Annotated in this window: 28 protein-coding genes; 9 read left to right on the top strand and 19 right to left on the bottom strand. The window is 67.5% G+C overall.

Annotated features, from left to right (window positions below; genetic code table 11):
- Positions 1–41 precede the first annotated feature (41 nt).
- Positions 42–497, top strand: a complete 456-nt coding sequence (locus tag HBE63_RS10250) for a peroxiredoxin (protein ID WP_166909621.1) — start codon at positions 42–44, stop codon at positions 495–497.
- On the opposite strand, the gene HBE63_RS10245 is transcribed toward HBE63_RS10250, so the two are convergent.
- Positions 484–2,232, bottom strand: a complete 1,749-nt coding sequence (locus tag HBE63_RS10245; protein ID WP_166904652.1) for a 2-isopropylmalate synthase — start codon at positions 2,230–2,232, stop codon at positions 484–486. The genes HBE63_RS10250 and HBE63_RS10245 overlap by 14 nt on opposite strands.
- A gap of 155 nt (positions 2,233–2,387) precedes the next feature.
- On the opposite strand from HBE63_RS10245, the gene HBE63_RS10240 reads away from it, so the two are divergent.
- Both HBE63_RS10240 and HBE63_RS10235 read left to right on the top strand, forming a co-directional pair.
- Positions 2,388–3,059: a FadR/GntR family transcriptional regulator gene (locus HBE63_RS10240; RefSeq protein ID WP_166904651.1), complete on the top strand. Its 672-nt coding sequence runs from the start codon at positions 2,388–2,390 to the stop codon at positions 3,057–3,059.
- A complete protein-coding gene (locus HBE63_RS10235; protein ID WP_166904650.1) occupies positions 3,056–3,853 on the top strand; it encodes an ABC transporter ATP-binding protein in 798 nt (265 codons plus the stop codon). Before HBE63_RS10240 ends, HBE63_RS10235 begins: the two co-directional genes overlap by 4 nt.
- On the opposite strand, the gene HBE63_RS10230 is transcribed toward HBE63_RS10235, so the two are convergent.
- The 3 genes from HBE63_RS10230 to HBE63_RS10220 are packed head-to-tail and all read right to left on the bottom strand — an operon-like array spanning position 3,850 to position 7,146.
- Positions 3,850–4,857, bottom strand: a complete 1,008-nt coding sequence (locus HBE63_RS10230) for a hypothetical protein (RefSeq protein ID WP_166904649.1) — start codon at positions 4,855–4,857, stop codon at positions 3,850–3,852. The genes HBE63_RS10235 and HBE63_RS10230 overlap by 4 nt on opposite strands.
- Positions 4,847–6,508: an N-6 DNA methylase gene (locus HBE63_RS10225; RefSeq protein WP_208301339.1), complete on the bottom strand. Its 1,662-nt coding sequence runs from the start codon at positions 6,506–6,508 to the stop codon at positions 4,847–4,849. Before HBE63_RS10225 ends, HBE63_RS10230 begins: the two co-directional genes overlap by 11 nt.
- A gap of 35 nt (positions 6,509–6,543) precedes the next feature.
- Positions 6,544–7,146, bottom strand: a complete 603-nt coding sequence (locus tag HBE63_RS10220) for a TetR/AcrR family transcriptional regulator (RefSeq protein WP_166904648.1) — start codon at positions 7,144–7,146, stop codon at positions 6,544–6,546.
- Between the two features lie 92 nt (positions 7,147–7,238).
- On the opposite strand from HBE63_RS10220, the gene HBE63_RS10215 reads away from it, so the two are divergent.
- Entirely contained in the window at positions 7,239–8,021 is a 783-nt protein-coding gene (locus HBE63_RS10215) for an MBL fold metallo-hydrolase (RefSeq protein ID WP_166904647.1), read from the top strand.
- An 83-nt stretch (positions 8,022–8,104) separates the two neighbouring features.
- Here HBE63_RS10215 and hisI read toward each other — a convergent pair whose 3' ends face one another.
- The 8 genes from hisI to hisD are packed head-to-tail and all read right to left on the bottom strand — an operon-like array spanning position 8,105 to position 14,472.
- Positions 8,105–8,449, bottom strand: coding sequence for a phosphoribosyl-AMP cyclohydrolase (gene hisI / locus HBE63_RS10210; protein WP_166904646.1), 345 nt, complete (start codon positions 8,447–8,449; stop codon positions 8,105–8,107).
- The gene (hisF, locus tag HBE63_RS10205; protein WP_166904645.1) at positions 8,446–9,231 is read right to left on the bottom strand and encodes an imidazole glycerol phosphate synthase subunit HisF; all 786 of its coding nucleotides are present in this window, start codon (positions 9,229–9,231) and stop codon (positions 8,446–8,448) included. The genes hisI and hisF overlap by 4 nt, the downstream gene beginning before the upstream one ends.
- Positions 9,228–10,058, bottom strand: a complete 831-nt coding sequence (locus tag HBE63_RS10200) for an inositol monophosphatase (protein ID WP_166909617.1) — start codon at positions 10,056–10,058, stop codon at positions 9,228–9,230. Before HBE63_RS10200 ends, hisF begins: the two co-directional genes overlap by 4 nt.
- Positions 10,055–10,789, bottom strand: a complete 735-nt coding sequence (priA, locus tag HBE63_RS10195; RefSeq protein WP_064887213.1) for a bifunctional 1-(5-phosphoribosyl)-5-((5-phosphoribosylamino)methylideneamino)imidazole-4-carboxamide isomerase/phosphoribosylanthranilate isomerase PriA — start codon at positions 10,787–10,789, stop codon at positions 10,055–10,057. The genes HBE63_RS10200 and priA overlap by 4 nt, the downstream gene beginning before the upstream one ends.
- On the bottom strand, positions 10,786–11,403 hold the full coding sequence (gene hisH, locus HBE63_RS10190) for an imidazole glycerol phosphate synthase subunit HisH (protein WP_166904644.1): 618 nt from the start codon (positions 11,401–11,403) through the stop codon (positions 10,786–10,788). Before hisH ends, priA begins: the two co-directional genes overlap by 4 nt.
- Positions 11,400–12,008, bottom strand: coding sequence for an imidazoleglycerol-phosphate dehydratase HisB (gene hisB, locus HBE63_RS10185; RefSeq protein WP_077739389.1), 609 nt, complete (start codon positions 12,006–12,008; stop codon positions 11,400–11,402). The genes hisH and hisB overlap by 4 nt, the downstream gene beginning before the upstream one ends.
- Positions 12,005–13,144 (bottom strand): histidinol-phosphate transaminase, encoded by a 1,140-nt coding sequence (locus HBE63_RS10180; RefSeq protein ID WP_166904643.1) that lies wholly within the window; start codon positions 13,142–13,144, stop codon positions 12,005–12,007. The genes hisB and HBE63_RS10180 overlap by 4 nt, the downstream gene beginning before the upstream one ends.
- Positions 13,144–14,472 (bottom strand): histidinol dehydrogenase, encoded by a 1,329-nt coding sequence (gene hisD, locus HBE63_RS10175; protein ID WP_166904642.1) that lies wholly within the window; start codon positions 14,470–14,472, stop codon positions 13,144–13,146. The genes HBE63_RS10180 and hisD overlap by 1 nt, the downstream gene beginning before the upstream one ends.
- Positions 14,473–14,577: 105 nt before the next feature.
- On the opposite strand from hisD, the gene HBE63_RS10170 reads away from it, so the two are divergent.
- Together HBE63_RS10170 and rhtB are read left to right on the top strand one after the other, a co-directional pair.
- Positions 14,578–14,988, top strand: coding sequence for a nitroreductase family deazaflavin-dependent oxidoreductase (locus HBE63_RS10170; RefSeq protein WP_166904641.1), 411 nt, complete (start codon positions 14,578–14,580; stop codon positions 14,986–14,988).
- 21 nt (positions 14,989–15,009) lie between these two features.
- The gene (gene rhtB / locus HBE63_RS10165) at positions 15,010–15,645 is read left to right on the top strand and encodes a homoserine/homoserine lactone efflux protein (protein ID WP_166904640.1); all 636 of its coding nucleotides are present in this window, start codon (positions 15,010–15,012) and stop codon (positions 15,643–15,645) included.
- A 247-nt stretch (positions 15,646–15,892) separates the two neighbouring features.
- Here rhtB and nadC read toward each other — a convergent pair whose 3' ends face one another.
- Genes nadC through nadA form a run of 3 tightly spaced genes read right to left on the bottom strand, consistent with a single transcriptional unit; the run spans position 15,893 to position 19,391 of the window.
- Complete coding sequence (gene nadC, locus HBE63_RS10160) at positions 15,893–16,750, bottom strand: carboxylating nicotinate-nucleotide diphosphorylase (protein WP_166904639.1); 858 nt, start codon at positions 16,748–16,750, stop codon at positions 15,893–15,895.
- On the bottom strand, positions 16,750–18,351 hold the full coding sequence (locus tag HBE63_RS10155; RefSeq protein ID WP_166904638.1) for an L-aspartate oxidase: 1,602 nt from the start codon (positions 18,349–18,351) through the stop codon (positions 16,750–16,752). Before HBE63_RS10155 ends, nadC begins: the two co-directional genes overlap by 1 nt.
- Positions 18,348–19,391: a quinolinate synthase NadA gene (nadA, locus tag HBE63_RS10150; RefSeq protein WP_166904637.1), complete on the bottom strand. Its 1,044-nt coding sequence runs from the start codon at positions 19,389–19,391 to the stop codon at positions 18,348–18,350. Before nadA ends, HBE63_RS10155 begins: the two co-directional genes overlap by 4 nt.
- Positions 19,392–19,437: 46 nt before the next feature.
- On the opposite strand from nadA, the gene HBE63_RS10145 reads away from it, so the two are divergent.
- Positions 19,438–20,130 carry an NUDIX domain-containing protein gene (locus HBE63_RS10145; RefSeq protein ID WP_166904636.1) on the top strand — a complete coding sequence of 231 codons (693 nt, stop codon included), beginning with the start codon at positions 19,438–19,440 and terminating at the stop codon, positions 20,128–20,130.
- A gap of 39 nt (positions 20,131–20,169) precedes the next feature.
- Positions 20,170–21,504 carry a lipase family protein gene (locus HBE63_RS10140; protein ID WP_243858711.1) on the top strand — a complete coding sequence of 445 codons (1,335 nt, stop codon included), beginning with the start codon at positions 20,170–20,172 and terminating at the stop codon, positions 21,502–21,504.
- Positions 21,505–21,535: 31 nt separating this feature from the next.
- On the opposite strand, the gene HBE63_RS10135 is transcribed toward HBE63_RS10140, so the two are convergent.
- The 3 genes from HBE63_RS10135 to bioB form a co-directional block, all read right to left on the bottom strand.
- Positions 21,536–22,108, bottom strand: coding sequence for a DUF2567 domain-containing protein (locus tag HBE63_RS10135; protein WP_243858710.1), 573 nt, complete (start codon positions 22,106–22,108; stop codon positions 21,536–21,538).
- Between the two features lie 164 nt (positions 22,109–22,272).
- On the bottom strand, positions 22,273–22,512 hold the full coding sequence (locus HBE63_RS10130; RefSeq protein ID WP_166904634.1) for a hypothetical protein: 240 nt from the start codon (positions 22,510–22,512) through the stop codon (positions 22,273–22,275).
- A gap of 11 nt (positions 22,513–22,523) precedes the next feature.
- Positions 22,524–23,531, bottom strand: a complete 1,008-nt coding sequence (bioB, locus tag HBE63_RS10125; RefSeq protein ID WP_166904633.1) for a biotin synthase BioB — start codon at positions 23,529–23,531, stop codon at positions 22,524–22,526.
- Between the two features lie 97 nt (positions 23,532–23,628).
- Here bioB and HBE63_RS10120 point away from each other — a divergent pair, with 97 nt between their 5' ends.
- Positions 23,629–24,246 carry a TetR family transcriptional regulator gene (locus HBE63_RS10120; protein WP_166904632.1) on the top strand — a complete coding sequence of 206 codons (618 nt, stop codon included), beginning with the start codon at positions 23,629–23,631 and terminating at the stop codon, positions 24,244–24,246.
- Between the two features lie 9 nt (positions 24,247–24,255).
- Here HBE63_RS10120 and HBE63_RS10115 read toward each other — a convergent pair whose 3' ends face one another.
- A complete protein-coding gene (locus tag HBE63_RS10115; protein ID WP_166904631.1) occupies positions 24,256–24,765 on the bottom strand; it encodes a 2'-5' RNA ligase family protein in 510 nt (169 codons plus the stop codon).
- Between the last annotated feature and the right edge of the window lies 1 nt (position 24,766).

Genomic DNA, 24,766 nt, shown 5'->3' with positions numbered 1-24,766 from the left:
ACTGGCATGCAGACGGCGTAGCGTGAGCGACCATGACACAGATCAGGACCGGTGACACCGTTCCCGACTTTGAACTCCCCGACCAGACCGGCACGATTCGCAGCCTGACGAGCCTGCTCGCCGACGGCCCGGTGGTGCTGTTCTTCTATCCCGCGGCAATGACGCCGGGATGCACCAAGGAGGCCTGTCACTTCCGGGATCTGGCCGGCGAGTTCACCGCCGCCGGGGCGAACCGGGTCGGAATCAGCACCGACCCGGTCGCCAAGCAGGCCAAGTTCGCCGACATCCAGAGTTTCGACTACCCCCTGCTCTCGGATGCCGAGGGCAAGGTGGCGGCCCAATTCGGGGTGAAGCGTGGCCTGCTCGGCAAGCTCATGCCCGTCAAGCGGACCACGTTCGTCATCGACACCGACCGCACTGTGCTCGCGGTGATCTCCAGCGAGATCAGCATGGACACCCACGCCGACAAGGCACTGGAAGTGCTCAAGGCGCGTTGACCGCCCGCAGCACCGCTGCCATCGACGCCGCGAGCACCGAATCGCTGCGCCCGCACGCCCATCCGGTGCGGCCGGCCGACCGGTACTCCAGATAGCTGACGGCGGTGCTGCCGATTGACTGTTGGGTCAGACTCAACACCTCGACCGAATGGCCGATCCCCCCGAGTGCGGCCCGCAGCGCATCCACCGGTCCGATCCCGCGATGGCTGCTGGTCACGGTACGGCCGTCGCACACCAGCGTGAGGTCGGTGACCGCGGCCGCACCGTCGCCGCCGGTATGCCAGTCCTTGAGTTGCACCGGCCCGGCCGGATCCAGATAGGCCGCCTCGAACAATTCGTACAGTTCGGCGGCGGTCACCTCGGCACCACTTTCGTCGGTGTGCGCCTGGACGTGACGGGCGAAATCGATCTGCAGGCGGCGGGGCAGATCCAGCCCGTATTCGCCTGCCAGCAGGTAGGCGATCCCGCCCTTGCCGGACTGCGAGTTCACCCGGATCACCGCGTCATAGGTGCGCCCGATATCGGCCGGGTCGATCGGCAGATACGGTACCCGCCAATCGATTTCATTCTCCGGACGCCCGGTGGCCGCGGCGCGTCGGCGGTGTTCGGCGAAACCTTTCTTGATCGCGTCCTGGTGTGTTCCCGAGAACGCCGTGTGCACCATGTCCCCGACGTAGGGATGGCGCTCGTGGATCGGCATGCGGGTGCAATGACTGACTGTCCGCGCGATCTCGTCGATGTCGGAGAAGTCGACCATCGGATCCACTCCCTGGGCATGCAGATTCAGCGCCAGGGTGGCGATGTCGACGTTTCCGGTGCGTTCACCGTTGCCGAACACGCAGCCTTCGACCCGCTGCGCACCAGCGAGGATCGCCAGCTCGGCGCAGGCGATCCCGGTCCCCCGGTCGTTGTGCGGGTGCACCGAGAGGATGACGCTGTCCCGACGAGACAGGTTGCGGTGCATGTACTCGATCTGGTCGGCGTAGACGTTCGGGGTGGCGATCTCAACGGTCGCCGGCAGGTTCAGGATGACCGGACGGTCCGGGGTGGCCTGCCACAGCTCGGTCACCGCCTCGCACAGCTCGAGCACGTAGTCGGGCTCGGTGAGGTTGAACACCTCCGGGGAGAACTCGAAACGCACATTCGGCATGCCGTCGGTGAATTCGAGAACGTCACGCGCGCCGGCATAGATGAGCTGGCTCAGCTCGCCTCTGGCCTTGCCCAGGACGACGTCTCGCCAGGTGGGCGCGGTGGCCGTGTACATGTGGATGACGACGTCGTTGCGGATGCCACGTACCGAGTCCACGGTCCGTTCGATCAGGTCGCGCCGCGCCGGGACGAACACCACGATGGTGACGTCCGGCGGGGCGATGTCGGATTCTGCGAGCAACCTGACGAAGTCGAAGTCGGTCTGCGACGCGGACGGGTATCCGACCTCGATCTCTTTGTAGCCCATGGCCACCAGCAGCTCGAAAAACCGGCGCTTGCGGGCCGGGTCCATCGGCTCGGCCAGCGCCTGATTGCCGTCACGCAGATCCACCGGCACCCACAGCGGCGCGGCGTGCATGCGGGCCGTGGGCCAATCTCGTTGAGCCAGGGGAACTTCGACGCGGTCATAGACGGACGCGTACCGATGCGACGGCATCTGGGAGTGGCGCTGCTTGTTCCAGGCCGGCGCGTTCGCCGGGATGTCGCCGGCTGGCGTGTCGATGGTGGGAAATGCTGATGTTGTCATGAGGGTGCCTTCGGTCGGGTTGGGTTCGACCGGCGCGACACAGCCCCACGGCAGGGGGCCGGTCGATTCAGGCCCCGCCGCGGCGGCTAAGGAGCTGGACGCGCGTCATGATGCGTAGACTATACACAACTCCTCAGACAAGTAGACAGGTTGCGATGACGTCCCAAGTTCAGCGTCACCCACTGGCGACCCAGACCGCCCAGCTTCTCCTGACGCGCATCCGCCAGGGTGAATGGCCGCTGGGCCATCGACTTCCCGGCGAGACAACCCTGGCCGCACAGCTCGGCGTGGGCCGCTCCACCCTGCGCGAAGCGATCCGCGAACTGTCCGGCAAGGGCGTACTGGAGAGTCGCCAGGGCGCTGGGGTGTTCGTGACGGCACTCGACGCCGCCGAAGACTGGGACACCGTGCTGCGCCGCGCGACCATCGTGTCGGTGATCGAAGCCCGCATCGCCATCGAGGCAGAAGCCGCCGCGCTGGCCGCCACCCGACGCACGCCCGCCGATCTGCGTGCGGTTCGTCGCACTCTGACCGCCCGCGGTGTGGTGGGACAGTCGGTACCCGATCACGTCGACGCGGATATGGCGTTCCACCGCACGGTGATCGCCGCGGCCCACAACGAGGTGCTGATCCAGTTGTTCGACGCGTTCCTCCCTCGCCTGCGCCTGGCGATGATCGACATGCTCAAGATCCGGCCGATCACGTCCGAACCCTGCGACCACGACCTGCACCAGCAGCTGGCCGACGCGATCATCGCCCGCGACCCCGAGGCCGCCGCCGCGGCCAGCAGAACCCATTTGAGCTCATTGAAGGAGTCTTTCGCATGACCCCGGTCCTTGACATCACAGATGTGACCTTCCGCCGTGACGGCAAGCAGATCATCGACGGCATCTCCCTGACCGTGCAGTCCGGTGAACATTGGGCGCTGCTGGGCCCCAACGGCGCCGGGAAGAGCACGCTGCTGGGTTTCTGTGCCGCCGTGACGTTTCCGACCTCAGGCACCGTGCACGTGCTCGGCGGTCAGATGGGCCGCACCGACCTGGCTGTGCTGCGCCGCTCCATCGGTCACGTGAATCCCCGGCATCGGCTGCAGTACCCGCTCACCGTGCGTGAGGTGGTGCTCACCGGCATCACCGCCACCATCGACATCGCAGCGCACTGGGCGCCCACCGCCGAGCAGGCCCGCCGGGCCGAGGAACTGATCGACACCGTCGGGCTGTCGGCCCGTGCCGACGCGATCTGGCCGACCCTGTCACAGGGCGAGCGCGGGCGCACCTTGATCGCGCGGGCACTGATCGCCGATCCGCAACTGCTCCTGCTGGACGAACCCACCACCGGCCTGGATGTGGCGGCCCGTGAGCAGCTGCTGGAAACCCTTGACACACTGGATGACTCGCATCCCGACATGGCCTCGATCCTGGTCACCCACCACCTCGAGGAGCTGCCCACCAGCACTACGCACGCCCTACTGATCTCGCAGGGACGCACGGTGGCCAGCGGGCCGGCCCGCGATGTCGTCAACACCGAACACGTCAGCGAGGCTTTCGCGCACCCGGTGGTGGTCGGGTACCAGGACGGCAGATGGAATGCGCGGGCCAAGGCCAGCTCGCGGGTGCTCTAAGCTTCGGGCTCAGGCTCGGCCGGGGTATTGCGACGCCGACGCGCCTCACGGTGCCGGGTCACCGGGGTGGTGTCGATGACGCGCGAGACCATGGTCGCCAGGAACCGCGACGGCTGCAGCTCAGGTGGCACGACGTCGTGCCGGATGGCGATGTCGGGCAGGGCTGCCATGGCCTCCTCGACAGCGGCGGTGGCCACATCCACGATCTCGAACAGGGTGTCCGGTTCGGCCTTTTCGATGCTGTCGACTTCCTCGCCAACAGTTTCGGTGACTTCGACGTCGTAATCGATCATCACCAGTGCCACCGCGTGATACGCGTCGTCCTCGGTGCCGAGCTTGCCCAGTAGATCGATGAGCCACTCGGCCTTGTCCGGTTCGGTGCTCAAGATCGTCGACCGCAGCCCATAGACGAATCCGAGCGCCGAAAGGGGGTGGCGCAGCCGCAGATTCTTGGCGTCGCCGTAACTTTCCTCGACGCGGTTGGCGGCGTTCTTACCGAAGCTTGAATCCATCCGTTTGGTGCTGATCAGCAATTCCGGGCCGGTGTCCCAGTCCGACATCACCACATCGACCTGCTTCATGTAGTGCTTGCCCAGCACACTGGCGCTCGACGCGGCAACGCCTTTCATCGATCGCTTCAGCCGTTGCTCGATGAGGTGCCGTTCCTTCTGCGGCAGCGCCTCAAGCAGACTGGCGATCGCGCTGGGCATGATCCGCGGATCCGTCGCCCGGGGCCACACCGCATCCGGATCGAATCCGGCACGCCGTAACTCGTAGGCCAGCCATACATCCAACGCCAGCGCCGGAACCCCGGTGGTGGACGGCGCGTCCAGGAACAAAGGAACACCGAGCAGCTTGCGCAGCACCCGGAAATCGGGGACGAAGGTCAACTCGCCCGCAGTGCGCACCCAGGGGTTGGTGTGCACGCCGCCCGGCGCCGCGTCGGCCACAATGCGGTCGAAGATGGCCCACGCGGTGGCCTTGGTCGACGGTTCAGCGGGCACGCCGAGACCTTACCGTCCGGCGTGTCGCCAATGAATCGCGCGCGGTCCGAACGGGTTCCAGGACGATCCTGGTCTCCAGCCCCAGTGCGTCGTCGACGATGCGAGTCGCCTCGAGCAGCCCACCCCGCTCCAGCAGCGATCCGACCCGCCTGCGGACCGCCCGCAGCTCATCGGCGCGAGCCGTCACCAGATCGGGTGACGGGACCAGCCACCGGTCGGCCTCGCGAGGTTCGATCTTGAGGATGCCGCCGCCGTAGGAGCGCCCGACGATCTCGGCGTGCAGCACCGTCACCGAGTTCAGTGCGGCAAACCCCAGCAGATCGCGACCCAGCGTCCGCACCCCGTCGCGCAAGTACACGCCGTGCACCGAGTTGAGGTGATGGGCCTTGGCCCGGTTGGCGACCAACCGCGGAGTGTCGGCATTCATACAGGTCAGCAGCAGGTCAGCCGGATTCACCAGTGGCACCAGATACCACGGCCGGCGTACCCGGCACTTGTAGGCCAGATGCACCCCGGCCGCGTGGCCGGCGTCGATGTAGCGCTGTGCGGCCGCCGACGGCGTCCCGGTCGGACGGAACAGGTGGATCGAACGCCCGTCCTCCCCCAGCCTCGCCAACTGCTCGGCGGTCAGTGTCAGTCCGCGGAGATGCGCGCTGCCGGGCGGCGACAACGGCAGCAGATCGGTGTGCCCCAACCCGAGTTCACGCACTCGATCCCGGGACAACGCGAAGTAGCTGTTGTTGCCGGTCACCATGCCCAGCGTGGTATCGCCCCACGCCTCAAGCATCGTGAAGTGCCCGTCAGTGTGCAGACCATGGAGCGCATCGACCGGCGCGTTGCCGATCAGGCCGCTGACCCATTTGTCGGCGGGATCGCGCGGTGACCAACGCCGTTGTGCGAGTTCAGATGTCAGTGAGCCCGCATTGCGGGCCCGATGGATGACGGCATGGTCACACGGTCCGCCGCCGTAACCGTCGGCGAGTAACAGCACCACGTCGGCCTCGGCCTCGGGAAACACCTGCTCGTCGAACATCACCAACTCGACGCTGGCGAACCGGTCGAAGAGAAACTTCCGCACCGCCGCCGCATAGTTGACGCTGAGCAGCTCGGCGGGCAGCACCAGCGCCAGGCGCCCACCCGGCCGCAGGAACAGCGCGGCGTGCACGGTGAACGCCGCCCAACTCGAGGCCAGGCCTGACAACGTCACCCCGGCCTTGAGCGCGGCCCGGCGAGACTGTGCCCGGGTGGCACCCCGGAAGTCCTGGTAGCGGATGTAGGGCGGATTGCCGATCACCGCGGTGTATTCGGCCCGCGGCTCGATGTCGAAGAAATCCGCCGTCCGTATGTGCGCTCGTCCCCCGGCCTCGGTGACGCGGCGGCGCGCGGTGCTGGCGCTGCTCCGGTGAATCTCGATGCCGTCGAGCTCGGGATGCTCGACACCCAACTGCTGGAGCCGGCGGGTGGCGGCCACCAAGAAGGCCGCGTCCCCGGCCGAGGGCTCCAGGATCCGCTCATCGGCGGACCGCACGGCCCATTGGGCGAGGTAATCGGTGATCTGGGCCGGGGTGAAGAACGCACCGCGCGCTTTGCGGGTCGCGGCGGTGTCGGTCACCCCGTCATTGTTGCCGATGACACCGACAAGTTCGGACACCGCAACGGGAATATCGGAACCGGTTTGGCGTCTCGTCAGGACTGTTCCAGTGCCCGTTCGATCGCGCGGTGGGCCCGGCCCGCGGCCGAACGGTCGTGTTGAAGCTGCATGGCCGCGTTCAGCGCCAGACCGGCGGCGACGATCTCGAACAGCGCCTGGTCGATGTCGAATCCGACTGGCAGTTCGCCCTTTTCCACCGCTGACGTCAGGTCGGCGCGCAATTGTGTCTGCCAACGCAACCACACTTCGGTCACCGCGTCGCGGACCCGGCCTGGGCGACCGTCGTACTCAGTGAGCGCCGCAGTCATGAGGCAGCCGCCGGGGAGCAGCGGCGCTTCCAGATAGCCCACGGAGTTGGCACACACCGCGCGCAGCCGGCGCAGACCCGTCGGCTCGGCCAGCGCGGGCTCGACCACCCGGTGCCAAAAGTCCACGAACGCCTTGTCCAGCGTGGAGATCTGCAGCATCTCCTTGCTGCCGAAGTGCTTGTGCACTCCGGACTTGCTCATCTCCAGCTCCTCGGCAAGCCGGCCGATGGTGATGCCGTCCAGTCCCTCCACGGAGGCGATTTCGGCGGCACGGTCAAGGATCCGGCCTCTGGTGGCCTGCGCCTCGGCCGCCGAGCGTCGCGGTGACATGCGACGAGAATAGCGTACGTGCGTCCGCTATTTACTTAGCGAACGTCCGTACGCTAAATTTCGTGGGCATCCACTGAGACGAAGGAGCCGAGATGCGGGTACGACGACTGGGCTGGGCGGGACTGGAGATCGAAGCGGACGGCGAGCGGCTGGTGATCGACTACGTATGGGACCTCTCCCCCCTGTTCACAGGGTGGAAGCCCGGCGAATGGCTGGCAGCGCCGAGCGGGGAGGTCTCAGGCGCGCTGGTCACCCACCTACACCGGGATCACACCGATGCGCTCGCCCTCGCGGGAGTGCTGACTCCGGGGGCACCGGTGCTGCGACCAGCGCCCGGCTACGGCGACGACGCGGACAACATGACGACACTGCTTGCCGAGAGCGAATTGGCCCGGCACGGGCTGGCTGTCGAGATCGTGGATGCCTGGTCCACTCGGGACATCGGACCGTTCCGCATCTCCGCGGTCCCCGCCGTCGACGGGCTGGGCGATCCCCAGTTGAACTGGGTGGTGGAGGCCGACGGGCAGCGGGTGTTCCATGGCGGGGACACGATGTTCCACGGCTACTGGTGGCTCATCGCGCGTCGGTTCGGCCCATTCGACGCAGTGTTCCTACCCACCAATGGCGCCGTGGTCAACGCGCCGCACCTGCAGCCGCCGAGCCCGCTGCCCGCCGCACTGGACCCGCGGCAGGCCGCAGCGGCCGCGGAGATCCTCGACGCCCGGTACGCGGTACCGATCCACTATGAGCCGGAGCAGCCGGTCAAGATTGCGGGCTACGCCGAAGTCGCCGACCCCGAGAGTGAATGGCGTACGCATGCCGGCCGGTGCGCACACCTGCTATCCGTCGGCGAATGGCTGGACCTGGCCAGATGACCGGAACTTCTCCATGCCAACGGGTTCGGTGAGTGATCAGTTCGATTGCGAACAGGTGGCCGGTTGGTTGAGCAGTTCGCCGATCAATCGCCGGCCAGCAGCACATCCGCGTCGAAGCAGGTGTGGGCACCGGTGTGGCAGGCAGCTCCGGTCTGATCGACCTCCAGCAACACCGTGTCGCCGTCGCAGTCCAGCCGGACCGAGTGCACGTACTGGGTGTGCCCCGACGTCAGACCTTTGACCCACTGCTCGCCGCGGGACCGCGAAAAATACGTAGCCTCACGAGTTTCCAGGGTGCGGGCCAGCGCGTCGTCGTCCATCCAGGCGACCATCAGCACCTGGCCGGTCCCCCGCTCCTGCGCCACGGCGCTGAACAGTCCGTCGGCGTTGCGTTTCAACCGCGCCGCGATCGCCGGGTCGAGACTCATCGGACGATGATCCCTTCCGCCGCCATCGCCGCCTTCACCTGGCCGATGGTCAGTTCCCGGAAATGGAACACGCTGGCCGCCAGCACCGCATCGGCGCCGGCCTGCACGGCGGGCGCGAAATCGGCCACGGCACCGGCACCGCCGCTGGCGATCACCGGCACGCCGACCGCCGCGCGGACCGCACGCAGCATCGGCAGGTCGAACCCGGCCTTGGTGCCGTCGCGGTCCATCGAGTTCAGCAGGATCTCGCCGACCCCGAGTTCAGCACCCCGGGCGGCCCACTCGACAGCGTCGATTCCGGTGCCGCGGCGCCCACCGTGGGTGGTCACCTCCCACCCCGAGGCGGTCGGCTGATCGCCGGCCGGCACGGTGCGCGCGTCGACACTGAGCACGATGCACTGGGAGCCGAATTGGCGGGCCATCTCGGCCAGCAGTTCGGGCCGGGCAATGGCGGCGGTGTTGACCGAAACCTTGTCGGCGCCGGCGCGCAGCAACACGTCGACGTCATCGACCGAGCGCACACCGCCACCGACGGTCAGCGGAATGAACACCTGCTCGGCGGTCCGCTTGACCACTTCGAGCATGGTGGACCGACCCGACGAGGACGCGGTCACGTCCAGGAAGGTCAGCTCGTCGGCGCCTTCGGCGTCGTAAGCCGCTGCGAGCTCGACGGGATCGCCTGCATCACGCAGGTTCTCGAAGTTGACGCCCTTGACCACCCGGCCGGCGTCGACGTCGAGGCACGGGATGATCCTCGTTGCGACATCACTGATGGTGCTCACAGGTAGTCCTCCGGATTGCCAGCGGATTTCACGAGTTCCAGCATGCGTTCGTGCACACCGGGCGCGGCGGCCAGTGCCGACTTCGACTCGGCCGTCCACGGATCGCCGGCCAGGTCCGTCACGATGCCCCCGGCCGCGCGAACCAGCGCCACGCCGGCGGCATGGTCCCAGATGTGGTGGCCGAAACTGATGGCCCCACCCAGGATTCCAGCCGCGACATAGGCCAGGTCGACTCCGGTGGCGCCGTGCATCCGCACCCGAGAGCACACCCGGCTGAGGTTGGACAGCACCTCGACCCGGTAGCGGCCGGGGAACCGGCCGCGGGAGTCGATGTTGAAGGTTTGGATGCCGACGATCGAGTCGGTCAGCGTCGGCGAACCGAGCGGTGGCAGCACGGTGCCGTTGTCGCGCACCGGTCCTCCGGACAGCGCGGAATACCGCTGTCCGGTGAACGGCAGCCACGTCAGGCCGGCCACCGGCTCACCATCGGCGAGCAGGCCGAGCAGGATCGCCGCCATCGGCGAGCCGGCCGCATAGTTGAAGGTGCCGTCGATCGGGTCGAGCACCCACACCAGCGGCGAATCGATGGGCTCACCACCGAATTCCTCGCCATGAACCCCGATCCCGGTGGCCTCGGTCAGCGCCCGCACCACCTGCCGCTCGATTGCGAGATCGACCTCGGTGGCGAAGTCGTTGCCCTGCTTGGCGACCGCGGATTCCGCGCGGTGCCCCGCGATGAACGGCACCGACGCCGCGTCGAGGATCTCGGCGGCCGCAGCTACCAGTGCGGACAGTTTCGACGGATCCAGGTCACCCACCTCGCTTATCCGCTGACCGCGGCCAGTGCCTGTGGCAGAGTGAATCGTTCTGCGTAGAGCGCTTTTCCGACGATCGCACCCTCGACACCGTGTCCGGTGAGGGTGGCGATCGCCCGGAGATCATCGAGGCTGGACACCCCGCCCGAGGCAATCACCGGGGCGTCGGTGCGGTCGGCGACCGCCGCCAGCAGTTCCAGGTTGGGACCGGTCAGGGTGCCATCCTTGGTGACGTCGGTGACGACGTAGCGCGAGCACCCTTCGCGGTCAAGACGATCCAGGACCTCCCACAGATCGCCGCCGTCGGTTTCCCAGCCTCGGCCGCGGAGCCGCCAGCTGTCGTTCTCGAACTGCACGTCCAGACCGACGGCCACCCGATCGCCGTATTCGGCGATGGCCCGGCGGCACCACTCGGGGCTTTCCAGCGCCGCCGTGCCGATATTCACCCGCGCACAGCCGGTGTCCATCGCGGCCTTCAGCGAATCGTCATCGCGGATCCCTCCGGACAGTTCGACTTTCACGTCGAGCTTGCCGACCAGATCTGCCAGCAGTTCGCGGTTGCTGCCGCGCCCGAAGGCGGCGTCCAGGTCCACCAGGTGGATCCACTCGGCGCCGTCACGCTGCCACGCCTCCGCGGCTTCCAGCGCCGAGCCGTAATCGGTTTCACTGCCTGCCTTGCCCTGCACCAGACGCACCGCCTTGCCGTCCACCACGTCGACAGCCGGCAACAGAATCAAACTCACAGTCCCTCAACCCAATTCGCGAGCAGCGTCGCACCGGCGTCGCCACTCTTCTCCGGATGAAATTGCGTAGCCGACAACGCGCCGTCTTCAACAGCGGCGATGAACGGCACGTGATGCGTTGCCCAGGTGACCAGTGCGTCCGGGTTTCCGGACCACTCCTGGGCGGCGTACGAATGCACGAAATAGAAGCGGGTGGCGGCGTCGAGTCCCTTGAACAGGGTGCTGCCGGCCGCCGCATCGACGACATTCCAGCCCATGTGCGGAATCACCGGCGCGTCCAGTCGGGTCACCGAGCCGGGCCACTGCCCGCAGCCGGTGGACTCCACACCGAACTCCACGCCGCGGGCGAACAGGATCTGCATACCGACGCACACGCCCAGCACCGGGCGACCATGCTGCAGCCGGTCCGCGATGATCTTCTCGCCGCCGATCGCCCGGAGCCCGGTCATGCAGGCCTCGAACGCACCGACCCCGGGCACCACGAGCCCGTCGGCTGCCGCAGCGGCGCCGGGATCAGCGGTGACCTCGACGTCGGCGCCGACGCGCTCCAGGGCACGCTGAGCCGACCGCAGATTGCCCGATCCGTAGTCGAGAACGACGACTTTCTTTGTCACAGAGTGCCCTTGGTCGACGGAACACCAGTGACCCGGGCGTCGTACTCGACGGCCTGTCGCAGCGCGCGGGCCACCGCTTTGTACTGCGCCTCGGTGATGTGGTGCGGGTCGCGACCGTAGAGCGTGCGCACGTGCAATGCAATGCGGGCATTGAATGCCAACGATTCGAACACGTGCCGGTTGATCACGGTGTGGTACGGCGCGCTGGACCCGGCGATGGTGAATTCCACCATGAACTCGGGTTCCCCGGTGTGCACGAAGTAAGGCCGCCCGGACACGTCGACGGCGGCATGTGCGAGGGATTCGTCCATCGGGATGAAGGCGTCACCGAACCGGCGAATGCCCTTCTTGTCGCCCAGGGCCTGCCCGAGCGCCTGCCCCAGCACGATCGCGGTGTCCTCGATCGTGTGGTGCCCTTCGATCTCGATATCGCCCTTGGCGTGCACCGTGAGATCGAAGCTGGCGTGGGTGCCCAGCGCGGTCAGCATGTGATCGAAGAACGGGACACCGGTGTCGATGTCGACGACACCGGTGCCGTCGAGGTCGATCTCGACGACGATGTCGGATTCCCTGGTCTTACGTTCGACCTTCGCGCGACGGGTCACGATGCTCCTACCGGGCTGTTGGCTGGCTGAAGTTCGGTGGCGGACAGATCGGCGCTGGCGGCCAGGAATGCGTCATTCTCCTCGGCCAGACCGATGGTGGTGCGCAGGAAGCCGGGGATACCGACATCGCGGATCAGGATGCCCTTGTCCAGGTAGCGCTGCCAGCTTGCCGGTGCGTCGGCGAACTCGCCGAACAACACGAAGTTCGCGTCACTCGGAATCACGCGGTAGCCGAGCCGGGTCAGTTCGGCGCTCACCCGGTCGCGCTCGGCGGCCAGGGTGGCGACGCTGGCCAGGGTGTCGTCGGCATGCCGCAGTGCCGCGCTCGCGGCGGCCTGGGTCAGCACCGACAGGTGATACGGCAGACGAACCAGCAGCAGTGCGTCGATCACCGCAGGCGCGGCGGCCAGATAGCCGAGCCGACCACCGGCGAACGCGAACGCCTTGCTCATCGTGCGGGTGACGATCAGCTTGGCCGGGAACTCATCGATCAGGGTGACGGCGCTGGGCTGCGACGAGAACTCGCCGTAGGCCTCGTCGACGATCAGGATGCCGCCGGGCATGGCGTCCAGCAGGCGGCGCAGGTCCTCGATCGAAACACTTTGTCCCGACGGGTTGTTGGGGCTTGCCACGAACACCACATCGGGGGTGCGCTCCTTGACCGCCGCGACAGCCGCGTCGACATCCAGTCCGAAATCGGCAGCGCGGGCCGCCTGCAGCCACTCGGTCTGGGTGCCGTCGGAGATGATCGGGTGCATCGAGTACGACGGCACGAACCCGATCGCAGTGCGTCCCGGCCCGCCGAAGGCCTGCAACAGCTGCTGCAGGATCTCGTTGGAACCGTTTGCCGCCCAGAGGTTGTCGACCGTGAGCTGCACACCGGTGGCCGCGGTGAGGTAAGCCGCCAGATCGGTGCGCAACTGCACCGAGTCCCGGTCGGGATAGCGGTGCAGTTCGGCAGCGGCGTCGCGGACCGATGCGGCGACGTCGTCGATCAGGGCCTGCGTCGGCGGGTGCGGGTTCTCGTTGGTGTTCAGCCGTACCGGAACCACCAATTGCGGTGCCCCGTAGGGCGATTTCCCGCGCAGGTTTTCGCGCAGCGGTAGATCGGCCAGCGTCACATCCCGTGCGCCCATTACCTTTCGAACCTCCGTCGTACCGCCTCGCCGTGCGCGGGCAGGTTTTCCGCCTTGGACAACGTGATCACATGCCCGGAAACGTCCTTGAGTGCGGCCTCGTCGTACTCAACGACGTGGATGCCGCGCAGGAACGTCTGCACGGAAAGGCCGCTGGAATGCCGCGCACAGCCCGCGGTCGGCAGCACGTGGTTGGAACCGGCGCAGTAGTCACCCAGGCTGACCGGAGACCAGGCACCCACGAAAATGGCTCCCGCGGAACGGATCCGGCCGGCCACGCCGGGCGCGTCCTTGGTCTGGATCTCCAGGTGCTCGGCGGCGTAGGCGTTCACCACCCGCACCCCGGCCTCGATGTCGTCGACGAGCACGATCGCGGACTGCTTGCCCGAGAGCGCCACCCGGACGCGGTCGACGTGCACCGTGGTGGCCAGCTGGCGGGTGAGCTCGCGATCGGTGGCCGCGGCCAATGCCTCACTGTCGGTGACCAGCACGCTGGCCGCCATCTCGTCGTGCTCGGCCTGGCTGATCAGATCCGCGGCGACGTGTACCGGATCGGCCGTGTCGTCGGCCAGGATCGCGATCTCGGTCGGGCCGGCCTCGGCGTCGATGCCGACCTGCGAGCGGCAGATCCGCTTGGCGGCGGTCACGTAGATGTTTCCGGGGCCGGTGATCATGTCGACCGGGGCGAGTTCGGCACCGTCGGTGTCGGTGCCGCCGTAGGCCAGCAGCGCGACTGCCTGCGCACCGCCGACGGCCCACACCTCCTCGACGCCCAGCAGCGCTGCCGCGGCCAGGATGGTGGGGTGCGGCAGGCCCTCGAATTCGGCCTGTGGCGGGCTGGCGATCACCAGCGAGTCGACACCTGCGGTCTGGGCCGGAACCACGTTCATCACGACACTCGACGGGTAGACGGCGTTGCCGCCCGGCACGTACAGCCCGACCCGTTCGACCGGCACCCAGCGTTCGGTGACGGTGGCACCGGGGGCCAGCGTGGTGGTGGTGTCGGTGCGGCGTTGATCGGCGTGCACCTTGCGGGCCCGGTCGATCGCGACCTGCAGGGCGGCACGTACATCGGGATCGAGCTCGGCCAGGGCGGCTGCCAGCTGGGCCGCGGGTACCCGCACGGTGTCGGGGCGGATGCCGTCGAAGGTATGCCCGTAATCCAGTGCGGCCTCGGCGCCATGCTCGGCGACGGCCTCCACGATCGGGCGGACTTTGGGCACCACTGCGTCCACATCGACTCCGCCGCGGGGCAGCGCGGATCGCAACTGCGCGGCGTTCAGCACGCGGCTACGCAGATCGATACGGGACATCTGAAACTCGGCCATCGGTTCAATTGTCCCTGATCAGTCCAGTTGATAAAAATCCGTCGCCGGTTGCCGCCGGCACAACCCGCCGTAGGGTAGCTCCAGACTGTCGAATGGAGCCCTGAGATGTCCGCGAAAGACCACCCGAACCACGCCCCCGGCGTACCGATGCTCGTGCCGCCCGCGCTGGAGCGGTTCCAGATCAAGTACATCAACCCAGCTCTGAGGCCGTTCTCCAAGCGCCTCCCCGGTTTCACCGTGATCAAACACCGTGGCCGGACGTCTGGAACGCCCTACGAGACGATCGTCACCAGCTACCGCAAGGGCGATACGCTGGCGGTTCTTCTGGCCCACGGCAAGACCAACTGGGTCAAGAACGTGATCGCCGCGGGCGAGGCGGACGTGCACCTGTTCCGCGGTGACGTGAAGATCGCGAACCCCCGGGTGCTGCCGGCAGGCACGGACGATCCGACCCTCCCCCGCATTGCCCGCATCGGTGCCCGCCGGACCGGCGTCTTCGTCGCAGATATCGTTTGACACGATGGCCAGACTGCATACATGACCTGGCAGATCTGGCTGGCGTTTCTCGGCGCGTCGATCGCCATCAGCGTGTCCCCGGGAGCCGGGGCCATCCAGTCGATGGCGACCGGCCTGACCCATGGCGTACGTCGTGGGTCATGGAGCGTGCTCGGACTCCAGATCGGGCTGCTTGCGCAACTGGTGTTGGTCGCCGTCGGCTTGGGCGCCGTCGTCGCCAAGTCGATGCTGGCCTTCCACATCGTCAAGTGGATCGGTGTGGCCTATCTGATCTACCTGGCGATCCAGCAATGGCGTAGTGCGGCGCAGGATCTGCGCGACCGGATGGGCGGCGCGGACGAGCGGGGCCGGCTAGCCCTGGTGATGCGCGGATTCCTGGTGAACACCACCAATCCGAAGGGCTTGGTGTTCCTGGTCGCGGTGCTGCCGCAGTTCGTGGTGCCGACGGCGCCGTTGCTGCCCCAATATCTGGCGATCGGGGCGACGATGGTCGTCGTCGACATCATCGTGATGAGCCTTTACACCGGATTGGCGGCGCGGTTGCTCACCTGGCTACAGACACCGCGCCAGCAGACGATCCTGGGTCGGGTGTTCTCTGGCTTGTTCGCCACCGCTGCGGTGGTGCTCTCGTTGGTCCGCCGCGGCGCGACTGCCTAGCCGTCCGCTGAGTGTCACTCAGGCGTCGAGCTGCCCACCTACGCGCGACAGCGTCAGCCCGCCCAGGCCGTCAAGAGTGTCGGCACGTTGCGCGGCGGATTGCGGTCAGTATCAAGCAGCAATTCGCCGCCTTGTTGACTACGGCCCCAAAGTAGGCACGGTTGGCCCCGCCGACAGGCCCAAACGAACCGGCCAGGTCGGCGCACCTTTCGGTCCCGCGGCCGCGTACTCGGTACATCCCTGAGGGTTAGGTGTCCAGACCGATATCGAGCACCCGCACCGAATGAGTGAGGGCGCCGATCGCCAGATAGTCGACCCCGGTACCGGCGTACTCGGCAGCGCTGTCAAGGGACAGGCCTCCCGAGGATTCCAGCAGTGTCTTGGGCGAGCGCGTGTCGCGACGCTGAACCGCGATCTGGGTCTGCCACACCGGGAAGTTGTCGAGCAGCACCAGTTCCACATCGGCGGCGAGCACGTCATCGAGTTGTTCGAGGGAATCCACCTCGACCTCGCACGGCAGGTCAGGGGCCTCCGCCCGGACAGCCTTGAGCGCGGCCAGCACCGACCCGGCAGCAGCGACGTGGTTGTCCTTGATCAGTGCCGCGTCGCCAAGTCCCATCCGGTGGTTGACGCCGCCGCCGACCCGCACCGCGTACTTCTGCAGCGCCCGCAGGCCCGGCAGCGTCTTGCGGGTGTCGCGGATCTTGGCGTGAGTGCCGGCCACCGCGTCGACCCAGGCCGCGGTCGCGGTGGCAATCCCCGACAGGTGGCACATCAGGTTCAGCATGGTGCGCTCGGCGGTCAGCAGACCCCGGGTCGGCGCCTCGACGGTCAGGATCGCCGAACGGGCGTCCAACCGGGCACCGTCGTCGACGCGGTCGATCACGCGGTAGCCGTCAGCACCGAGTACCTCGTCGAGCACCAGCAGCGCGATGTCGACACCCGCGGCCACGCCCGCCTCCCGGTTCACCACCGACGCCGTGGTCATCGCATCGGCGCCCACGGTGGCGAGGGTCGTCACATCCGGGCCGTAGCGCAGGTCCTCTTCGAGCGCACGTGCAATCGTGGCCCGGGCCTCCGCCAACTCGGTGTCCGAAAGCGTCATCAGCACACCGCCGTTGGGGCGTCGAGGGCGGGACGGCCGGCTACGGCACGAATCGTCACAGAGTGCTCCTGAGCGGGGTCGGTTTCGGGATGGTCGCCACGATGGTGGCAACCCCGGCTTTCGGTACGGGCGAGGGCTGCGACGGCGATCGCCCGCGCGGTTGCCGTGAGCGCGGCATCTTCGAAGCTCTGGCGGGTGGCAGGCTGGACCGGTCGCGCATCGGCCAGAAACGAGTCGAGACGGCGCAGGCCATCGGCGTCGCGCACCACTGAGGCATAGTCGGACATGGTGCGCTGCAGGACATCTCGTTCAACGGAATCATGGCGACGGTCCAGCGGTGCCTGCGCGCGCACCGAGCCCGCCTCGCCGGCGTGCTCGGCTGCCAGCCGGCCCGCCCGGCCGCCGATGACCAGTCCTTCCAGAAGGCTGTTGGAGGCCAATCGGTTGGCCCCGTGCATTCCGGTGCGGGCCACCTCGCCCGCGGCGAAAAGACCCCGCAGTTCAGTACGTCCGTGCACGTCGGTCACCACGCCGCCACAGCTGTAGTGCGCACCGGGCACCACCGGAATGGGTTCGCAGGTCGGATCAATACCAGCCGCCGCGCAGGCCGCCGCAACCGTGGGAAACCGGTCGGCGAACCGGTCGACGCCGCGGGCATCCAGGTACACGCACGGGTCACCCGTGACGGTCAGCCGGGCGTTGATGGCTGCCGCGACGACGTCCCGCGGGGCCAGGTCCCCCATCGGGTGAACCCCGTCAGTGACCGGGTTTCCTTGCGAGTCAATGAGTATGGCGCCTTCACCACGCAGCGCTTCGGTGATGAGAGGGCGCCGCCCACCACCGTTCTCGGCATAGAGCATCGTCGGATGAAACTGGACAAACTCGATGTCGCGGACCGGGACACCGGCCCACATCGCCAAAGCGATGCCGTCACCGGTCGAGCCAGTGGGGTTGGTGGTGGCCGCATACACGTGGCCGAGGCCCCCGGTGGCCAGAATGACCGACGGCGCGTGCACGATACCCAGGCCGTCCTCGTTGCGGACCAGCACTCCGGTCACACCACGGTCGTCGCGCAGGATCTCGCAGGCCACATGGTCACGCCGGATGTCGAGTTTGGCCGCTGCCGAATCGAGGGCGCGCTGCACCTCGGCCCCGGTCGCGTCGCCGCCGGCGTGAATGATCCGGCGCCGGGTGTGGCCGCCCTCCCGCGTCAGTGCCCAGCGCCCGGGAGCGGTTTCGTCAAACTGTGCACCGTCGGCGACCAGTTCCGCCACCGCGTCATAGCCGGCCGCGACGATGGAGCGCACGGAGTCCGGATCGCACAGTCCGCCCCCGGCGGCGATGGTGTCGGCGACGTGCGCCTCGACCGAGTCGTCGGTGTGCGGCAGCACCACGGCGATCCCGCCCTGCGCATGGAAAGTCGCCGTCTCACGGGCCTTACTCAGCACCACCACCCGGCGGCCACGGCGATGCGCGGCCAGAGCCGCCACCAGGCCCGCGACCCCGGTGCCGACCACAACGACATCAGCACGCTGCTGCCACAGCGTTGAACTGCCGCAGGCGAAACGGCTCGTGCCCCGGGCACTGCCCGTCGGGGTCATTCGCCGCCGCCGGGCTGACCAATCGCAATCATCCGCTGCACGCTGGCACGACCCAGGCGGGCGGTTTCGGGATCGACATGCACCTCGTCGGCGCCTTCGATCAGGCAGCGCAGCAGGGCGGCCGGGGTGATCATCTTCATGTAGGCGCACGAAGCCCGGTCATTGACGGCCAGAAAGTCGACTTCCGGTGCGGCCCTGCGCAACTGGTGCAGCATGCCGACCTCGGTGGCGACGAGAACCTGCCGGGCCCGGGTCTCCCGCGCAGCGTCGAGCATGCCCCCGGTGGACAGGATCTTCACCCGATCCTCGGGAACCGCACCCTCTCCGGCCAGGTAGAGCGCCGAGGTGGCACAACCGCATTCGGGGTGGACGAACAGTTCGGCGTCGGGGTGCGACCGGGCCTGGGCCGCCAATTCGTCGCCGTTGATCCCGGCGTGGACGTGGCATTCGCCGGCCCAGACATGCAGGTTTTTACGACCGGTGACGCGCCGCACGTGCGCACCCAGGAACTGATCCGGGCAGAACAGCACCTCACGGTCCTCGGGGATGGACGCCACCACCTCGACGGCATTCGACGACGTGCAGCAGATGTCGGTCAGCGCCTTCACCGCGGCGGTGGTGTTGACGTACGACACGACGACCGCGCCTGGGTGCTCGTCCTTCCAGGCCTGCAGCTCGTCGGCGGTGATCGAATCGGCCAGCGAGCAGCCGGCCCGCTGGTCCGGGATCAGCACCGTCTTGGCAGGGCTGAGGATCTTGGCCGTCTCGGCCATGAAGTGCACACCGCAGAACACGATGGTGTCTTCGGGGGCCTCTGCGGCGATGCGCGAGAGCGCCAGGGAATCGCCGACGTGGTCGGAGACGTCCTGGATGGCCGGCAGCTGGTAGTTGTGCGCCAGCAGCGTCGCGCCGCGAAGATCGACCAAACGGCGGATCTCAGCAGCCCATTTCTCGTCGCCGTCAACGCCGGAATAGCCACCGGGACCATCGACGATCTGTTCTGCCAAGCCCCCCGAGAGGGTGTCATTGAGAGCGGTCACGCCGACCTCCTCCACTGCGTCAGGTTTTCGACTTATAATCGAAAACATGCCACATCGTAACACCGCGCACGAAGTACTCGCCGCTGTGTTCCAGGTTCGCGGTCTCGACACCCGGCAACCCGCCCTCAATGTGCTGCTCTGGCAGCGGGCGCTGGATCCGGAGCGGGGCAAATGGTCTCTGCCCGGCGGTCAACTCGATGACGACGAGGACCTGATCAGCTCGGTTCGGCGACAGCTGGCCGAGAAGGTTGACCTGCGTGAACTTGCCCACCTCGAACAACTGGCAGTGTTCTCCGATCCACATCGGGTTCCTGGCGTGCGGACCATCGCATCCACATTCCTGGGCCTCATGCCCTCCCCCTCGACCCCAGCTCTACCGCCCGACACCCGGTGGCATCCGGTCAGCGACCTGCCCCCGATGGCCTTCGACCACGCGCCGATGGTCGAACACGCGCGCAACCGGCTGGTCGCCAAGATGTCGTATACCAACATCGGATTCGCTTTGGCACCAAAAGAATTCGCCCTGTCCACGCTGCGCGACATCTACAGCGCCGCGCTCGACTATCAAGTCGACGCGACAAACCTGCAGCGAGTTCTGGAACGTCGCAAAGTCATCACCCGCACCGGCACCACCGCTCGATCGGGCCGCAGCGGCGGGCGTCCAGCAGCCCTATACCGCTTCACCGAATCCCGGTACCGCGTCACCGACGAATTCGCCGCATTGCGCCCGCCTGTGTGAGTCGACTGGATTCTTAGACCCTCCTTAAGTAAGAATGCCCTGATGGACTTGGGCAGTGCGGCACGTGCCTCCGGAGCTGAATGGATCGGTCGAGCACCTCATGAGGCGCTCGACCAGGCGGCCCGACCCGAACTTCCGCACAGAGATGCGTTCTACGTCCCACCTGCGGGGTTCGAGCACGCCGAGCCAGGCACCGTCCTGCGCAGCCGCGATGTCGAACTGGCCTTTCTCGGCTTGATCCCGCAGCGCCAGCAGGCCACGCAGCTGCTGTATCGCTCCACCGACCGCAACGGAATCCCCGAAGCGGCGGCCACCACCGTCATCGTCCCGCCCGACGCCGCGCCGGACTGTCCGGTGGTCTCCTACCAGTGCGCCATCGACGCCATCTCGGCCCGCTGCTTCCCGTCCTACGCGCTGCGCCGCCACGCGAAGGCCACCGGTTCCCTGGCGCAACTGGAGCTCCTCCTCATCTCGGCCGCACTGGCCGAGGGCTGGGCGGTCTCGGTACCCGACCATGAGGGCGTCAACGGCATGTGGGGCGCGCCTTACGAGCCCGGTTACCGGGTCCTCGACGGCTTGCGTGCGGCGATCAACAGCGAGCGCCTGTCCTTGTCACCGTCCGCGCGCATCGGCCTGTGGGGCTATTCCGGCGGTGGACTGGCCAGCGCCTGGGCCGCCGAGATGGCCGGCAGCTACGCCTCCGAACTGAACATCGTCGGCGCGGTCCTCGGCTCACCCGTCGGCGATCTCGGAAACACATTCCGCCGGCTGAACGGCACCGTGTTCTCCGGGCTGCCGGCCCTTGTCGTGGCCGCCCTCGCCGACATCTACCCCAACCTCAACCGCGTCATCGCCGAGCACGCCACCACCGAGGGACGCAAAGTCCTCGATCGGCTACACCGGATGACGACCGTGGAGGCCATCGTGCGGATGTTCCGTACCGACATGGCTGATCTGGTCGACATGCCGCTGAACGAGATCCTCGACGGACCCGAGGTCAGTGAGGTGTTCCACGACACCAAACTCGGTGTGGCGGTACCGGTCCCACCCGTACTGATCGTGCAGGCGGTGCACGACGAAATCATCTCGGTCGACGACATCGACAAACTGGCCGATACCTACCTGGCCGGTGGCGCCGACGTGACTTACCACCGCGACATGTTCAGCGAACATCTGCTGCTGCATCCGTTCTCGGCGCCGATGGCGCTGCGCTGGTTGACCGACCGGTTCGCCGACCGCCCGCTCACCGCCAACCTGGTGCGGTCCAAATGGCCGACGCTGCTCAACCCGATGACCTACATGGGTATGGCGCGACTGGCCGGAATCACCGCCAAGGTCGCTATGGGCCGGACGGTCCGGCGACACCCGCTCTGATCGGCCGGGCGCCGGCAGAACGGGAATCGAATCAAGCCCCCGGCGGAGTGACCACCGGCGGGATCACCGGATACGTCGGCGTCTCCACAGGGGGCCAGGCACCCAGGTCATCGCGCACCGTCGAGACCGCAATCAGCGCGTAGACCATCGCCGCCGCAGCCGCAGGGAACAGGATCGTGCCGGCGATCTGCAGCGGTGTGTGCCCGAAAAAGACCGACGGCGCCTCCAACATGTAGTGCACCCGATGTTCCGGGGTCACCGGAGCTCCGGCGATGTCCACCGAGCCGAACCGCAAGTGGGTCAGCGCCACACCGACGCCGGCAGCCACCCCGGTGGCCAACGCACAACCCGCGGCCAATGCCGCGACCAGAACCGGCCCGCGATGCGGGGTCCACTGCCACAGCGCCACCGCGGCCACGACTGCCATGACGACAAGCATGCCGACAAACATGAATGCCGACGTGAAGAAATGGTCGGATTCACTGCCCAGATACGCGTGCACCCGCTCACTGCTGCGGGTCAAAGCGACCACGCCGTGAATCCCCGGCGCCAGCCAGGCCCACAGCGCACCGATCACCGCACCCGCCACCACGAGAGCGGCCATCACGATCAGCACTGCCCGCCCGCGCGAAACCCGCGGTGCGCCAGGGAGGTTGGCGGGACGCGGGCCGGCCTCGGCAACCTGCTCTTCGCCCGAGAGGCTCATCGGTGCCTTCTGCTCTTCGCCCGAGAGGCTCATCGGTGCCTTCTGCTCTTCGCCCGAGAGGCTCATCGCCGCGTATCCAGGTCCATCGAATCCACCTGCCCATGCCGCGAACACTTGGCCCACCACCCGGTGGGCCGCACCTGGACAATCATCCGACGGCCGCACTCGGCGCAGAACCGGGGCGGTTCCAGTCCGAGCTGAGCAGCGGTCGGAATGACACTTCCGTCCGCCGCGTCCGCCTGGACCCCGGTGTAGACGTTGTATAGGCCGGCGCCGACAGGCGCGGGCAGATCGTGAACCATCACCACCAGTTCTACAGGGTGGCGTTCAGCGCCTTGATCGGCATCTGCAGATCGTCGAGCAGCTCCAAGTCAGACTCGGCCGGACGGCCCAGCGTGGTCAGGTAGTTGCCGACGATGACTGCGTTGATGCCGCCCAGGATGCCCTGCTTCGCGCCCAGGTCACCGAGGGTGATCTCACGACCGCCGGCGAACCGCAGCATGGTGCGCGGCAGCGCCAACCGGAAGGCGGCGACGGCACGCAGCGCGTCGGCGGCGGGGAGCACCTCCAGGTCGCCGAACGGCGTACCGGGGCGCGGGTTGAGGAAGTTCAGCGGCACCTCGTGCGGATCGAGCTCGGCCAGGTTGGCGGCGAACTCGGCGCGCTGCTCCAGTGTCTCCCCCATGCCGAGAATGCCGCCGCAGCAGACCTCCATACCGGCCTCGCGCACCATCTCCAGCGTGCCCCAGCGCTCTTCCCAGGAATGGGTGGTGACGACGTTGGGGAAGTACGACTGGGCGGTCTCCAGGTTGTGGTTGTACCGGTGCACGCCCATGTCCTTGAGGCGGTCCACCTGCTCCTGGGTCAGCATGCCCAGCGAGCACGCGATCTGGATATCGACCTCGTTGCGGATCGCCTCGATGCCCGCGGCCACCTGCGCCAGCAGTCGCTCGTCAGGGCCGCGCACCGCGGCGACGATGCAGAACTCGGTGGCACCGGTCTTGGCCGTCTGCTTGGCCGCCTCGACCAGGCTCGGGATGTCGAGCCAGGCGCTACGCACCGGGGAGGCGAACAGACCCGACTGCGAACAGAAGTGGCAGTCCTCTGGGCAGCCACCGGTCTTGAGGCTGATGATGCCCTCGACCTCGACCTCGGGGCCACACCACTTCATCCGGACCTCATGGGCCAGGGCGAGCAGCTCTTCGAGCTGGTCGTCGGGAAGCTGCAGCACCTGCAGCGTCTGGTCCTTGTCGAGGCCGACGCCACGCTCCAGAACCTGCTCGCGAGCTACGCCCAGTACATCTACAGCTGCCTGCGTCACCGAAACGTCCTCCTGTGGATCATGTGGCCGGCGGAGCCGACAATTGAACACGTCGGCCGGGCCGACAATTGAACACCGTTCAGGCTAGGGTAACGGTGTGCAACTCCACAAACCCGACGTGGTGGATGCGGCGACCGCCATCCTGGACAACTACGGCATCGCCGACCTGACGATGCGGCGCCTGGCCCGTGAGCTCAACGTCAGCCCGGGCGCGTTGTACTGGCATTTCGCCAACAAGCAGGAACTGCTCGGCGCTGTCGCCGACCGCATCCTGCAACCTGTCCGCATCGAGGACACCGCCAGGGCGTGGCCGGGTCGGATCCACCAGATCTGTGTGGCATTGCGGGACGCGCTGCTGTCGCACACCGACGGAGCCGAGTTGGTGTCGTCCAGCTTCGCGGCCGGGCAGTCCCAGGTCGTCGGTGGAATCGTCGCGCAGCTCGCCGACGCCGTCCAGCAGGCCGGTGTGATGTCACCCGATGACGAGTTGGCCGCCCGGACGGTGCTCTATTACGTACTCGGCTTCACCGCCGACGAGCAATCCCGGCTGCAGTGGGACGCCGCAGGAGCATTGGCCGACGAGCAGTCCGTGCTTGACCGCGACGCGTCGCGGCAGTTCGCGTTCGGCCTGCAATTGCTGGTCGACGGGTTGGCGGTGCGCGGTGCGAGCACACTCAGCGCTGGGCGCGACATCCTGCAGCGCCGCCAGGACTGACTGGCCCAGTCAGCCGATCGGGTAGTCGGCGCGCGCGTCGCCGTCCCAATGTCGCAGTCCGATCACCTGGCCGACGATCTCCGCAGGACGTCCGGCGACCCGCACCGCGGCAGCCATCCTCGCCGGCGCAATCCGCCGGGCCAGCGTGACGTGCGGGGTCCAGCTCCCCGGCTCGGCGTGTGGCATCGGAGCCGGGTCCATGAACGGCAGGCAGAGTCGATACACCTGCGCCTGGATTTCGAGTAGCTCGTCAGTCGGCACCAGGAGCCGCGCCAATACCCCGGCCGAGCGCCCGAAGATCAGTGTCGCGCCGAGCCGGCACGGTAGCGGGAAGCGGTCGACGAGTTCGGTGAGCACGGCGTCAGCCTGGGCGTCGATGTGTTGGGCGACGGTCAGCGTCGAGTGCGGCCGGCTGGCAGGCGCCTGGCTGGGAATGTCGGCGTCGCGCAGTGCATCCCAGATTCGCCGGACCGTGGCTTCGGTGTCCGGGTCGAAGACCAGCTCGACTGAGTGGACCATG

This window comes from Mycobacterium sp. DL440 (assembly GCF_011745145.1).
Taxonomy (GTDB): domain Bacteria; phylum Actinomycetota; class Actinomycetes; order Mycobacteriales; family Mycobacteriaceae; genus Mycobacterium.
This window is presented reverse-complemented; position numbering and strand designations above follow the sequence as displayed.